Source organism: uncultured Bifidobacterium sp. (assembly GCF_963540075.1).
In the GTDB taxonomy this organism is placed as follows: domain Bacteria; phylum Actinomycetota; class Actinomycetes; order Actinomycetales; family Bifidobacteriaceae; genus Bifidobacterium.
On record NZ_CAUTOG010000081.1, the window covers coordinates 1 to 3,420 of the forward strand.

2 protein-coding genes are annotated in these 3,420 nt (G+C 68.8%); both read right to left on the reverse strand.

Annotated elements, in window-relative coordinates:
* Nucleotides 1-797: bifunctional hydroxymethylpyrimidine kinase/phosphomethylpyrimidine kinase (thiD, locus tag RWX87_RS06700; protein ID WP_314688823.1), on the reverse strand; the 797-nt coding region annotated here is incomplete at its 3' end.
* The coding region (thiC, locus tag RWX87_RS06705; RefSeq protein WP_314688824.1) for a phosphomethylpyrimidine synthase ThiC at nucleotides 794-3,420 on the reverse strand (2,627 nt) is incomplete at its 5' end. The genes thiC and thiD, both read right to left, overlap by 4 nt.

A 3,420-nucleotide genomic window follows, 5' to 3' on the forward strand; every position in this document is an offset into this window, starting at 1 on the left:
GACAGATACCGCTTGGCCGAGCGCACGGCGTCCTCCAGTCCTTCCCCAAGGGCGAGATGAGAGGCGATGGCGCTGGACAGCGTGCATCCCGTGCCATGCGTGTTGGGGTTGTCGATGCGTTCGCCGTGGAACCAGGTCGCGCGCCCGTCCGACCTGACGAGCACGTCGTCGGCGTCGGAGACGCGATGACCGCCCTTGACGAGCACCGCGCAGCAGTGGCGTTCGGCCAATGCCGTCCCGGCCCTTTTCATGTCCTCGCGGGAGGTGATGGAGCCGAAGGGGAGTCCGGCGAGGGTCTCCGTCTCGGGGATGTTCGGCGTGACGACGTCCGCCAGCGGGAACAGCAGCGAGACGAGCGCGGAGACGGCCCGCCCGTCGATGAGACGCGCGCCGCTGGTGGCGACCATCACGGGGTCGAGCACGACGTTATGCGCCTGATGCGCGGAGAGCCGGTCGGCGATGGCGCGGATGAGCCCCGCCTGAGAGGTCATGCCGATCTTCACCGCGACCGGCGGGATGTCGGCGAACACGGCGTCGATCTGCGCGGCGAGCATGTCGGGGCAGACGTCCTCCACCTGCGTGACGCCGGTGGTGTTCTGCGCGGTGAGCGAGGTGATGGCGGTCATGCCGAACACCCCGTTGGCGAGCATGGTCTTGAGGTCCGCCTGGATGCCGGCGCCGCCCGACGAGTCGCTTCCGGCGATGGCGAGCACCGCGGGAAGAGTGGTGCGGAGCACCGCGCGTCCCGCCGAGCCGGCGTCGTCCGTCGTACCCTGGATGTCAGCGGTCTGCGTCATGCGCTCACGCCCGCGTACGCCTTCGCGCCTGCGGTCACGGCGTCGACGACGGCCTTCTGGCCGCCGAGTCCTCCGAAGCGTCTGCGGATGTTCTGCGAAATGGCCATCGAGCAGAACTTCGGCCCGCACATCGAGCAGAAATGCGCCATCTTCGCCGGTTCGGCGGGCAGCGTCTCGTCGTGGAAGGCGATGGCGGTGTCCGGGTCGTAGGAGAGGTTGAACTGGTCGAGCCAGCGGAACTCGAAGCGGGCCTTCGACATGGCGAGGTCGCGGTCCTGCGCGTGCGGATGGTGCTTGGCGATATCCGCCGCATGGCAGGCGATCTTGTACGCGATGACGCCCTGCTTGACGTCGTCGCGGTCGGGCAGTCCCAGATGCTCCTTGGGCGTCACGTAGCACAGCATGGCCGTGCCATACCGGGCGATCTCCGTGGCGCCGATGGCGGACGTGATGTGGTCGTAGCCGGGCGCGGCGTCGGTGACGAGCGGTCCGAGCGTGTAGAACGGCGCGCCCTTGCAGATCGACTTCTCCATCTCGATGTTCATGCGCACGGTGTCGAAGGGGATGTGCCCCGGGCCTTCGATCATCACCTGCACGTCGTGGTCCCACGCCCTCTGGCACAGCTCGCCGAGGGTCATGAGCTCGGCGAACTGCGCGGCGTCGTTGGCGTCCGCGAGGCTTCCGGGTCGCAGCCCGTCGCCGAGGGAGAACGCCACGTCGTAGCGGGCGAAGATGTCGCACAGCTCGTCGAAATGCGTGTACAGGAAGCTCTCCTGCTCATGCTCGAGGCACCACTGGGCCATGATGGAGCCGCCGCGCGAGACGATGCCGGTGACGCGGTTCGCGGTGAGAGGCACGTAGCGCAGCAGCACGCCCGCGTGGATGGTCATGTAGTCGACGCCCTGCTCGCACTGCTCGATGACGGTGTCGCGGAACAGTTCCCAGGACAGCTTCGTGGCGTCGTCGTCCACCTTCTCCAGCGCCTGGTACATGGGCACGGTGCCGATGGGGACGGGGGAGTTGCGCAGGATCCATTCGCGCGTGGTGTGGATGTCGTTGCCGGTGGACAGGTCCATGACCGTGTCCGCGCCCCATTTGGTGGCCCAGGTGAGCTTCTCCACCTCCTCGTCGATGGAGGAGGACACGGCGGAGTTGCCCATGTTGGCGTTGAGCTTGACGAGGAAGCGCTCGCCGATGATCATCGGCTCCGCCTCGGGATGGTTGACGTTGCAGGGCATGACGGCCCGTCCGGCGGCCAGCTCGGAGCGCACGAGCTCGACGTCGCAGTCCTCGCGCTCGGCGACGAAGCGCATCTCGGGGGTGATGACGCCGTGTCGCGCGTACCACATCTGCGTCACCGGATGCCCGGAGGCCTTCATCGGCCTGTGGGTGCGGCCGCGCCACTCCTTGGTGGCCCGCCCGCGGCGTACGGCCCTGTCGCCGTCGTCGGCGAGGTCGCGGTGCCGGCCCTCGTACTCCTCGACGTCATCGCGGTCGCGGATCCAGTCGAGACGGAGGGGCTCCAGGCCCTCCTTCGGGTCGCAGCGCGGACCTTCGGTGTTGTAGTCGTGGAAGGGCTCGTTGGAGTGGGGCTCGGCGGCGTCGCCGATGGCCGGCGTGTCCTCGAGGGCGATCTCGGTGTAGGGCACGTCGAGGTCGTAGGTGCCGAAGCGGTTCTCGAAACGCACGCGGGTGGTGCGCCGGATGTGGGCCTTGTCGCGCTGCGAGGAGCCGCGGGCGGCGACGTCCACGCGCTGCTGGCGGGCGAGACGGGCCGCGTCCTTGGCCTCCTGTGCGTTGGTGAAGGGCTTCGATGAGGAAGCGCCGACGTGCGTGACGGGGAATGCGGTCGCGGCGTCCCCAACCTGCGTTACGACCGAATTCCCCGTGTTTCGCGATGCGGCCTGGGTTGGAACCGCACCTGTGCCGGGCCGGCGCGCGTATCCGTGCCGGGTCTCGCCGCGGACGGCGTTCCATGCCTTCGCCATCCGCCGGGTGGCGGCCTCGGGGTCGTCGGCGCCGGCGATCGCCGACACGACGAACCATCCGGCCGCACCCGTGGCGGCGAGCCCGGCCATGTCACGCTCGGTCACGCCGCCACCTACGACAACCGGATAATCGCTGGCGCGCGAGATGGTGTCGACGAGTCCGAGGGTGAGCAGATGCCGGCTGCCGTCATCCTCGACGGCGACGGCCTCGGGCTTGGTGGTCGAGGAGTGCAGCGGTCCGGCGCCGATGTAGTCGATGCATCCGGCGGGCAGTTCGTTGATGAGCCGTACGAGGCTCTCCGTCTCCGCGGAAAGGCCGACGATGGCGTCATCGCCGAGCAGGGCGCGCGCCTGCCGCGGCTCCATGTCGGTCTGGCCGATATGCACGCCGTCGACCTTGATGCCCTCGCGCCGGCATTGCCAGACGACGTCCACGCGGTCGTCGATGACGAACGCCACGTCGTCGGACAGCCCCTCGTCCTCGATGATCTGGGCGATGTCGCGGGCCATGGCGGTCTGCTCGGAGGCGTCGGAATGCTTGGCGCGCAGCTGGATGAAGGTGGCGCCTCCGCGCAGCGCGTCATCGACGATGCGGCCGATGGGCCGTCCCTTGGTGTCCTCCGGGCCGACGACGA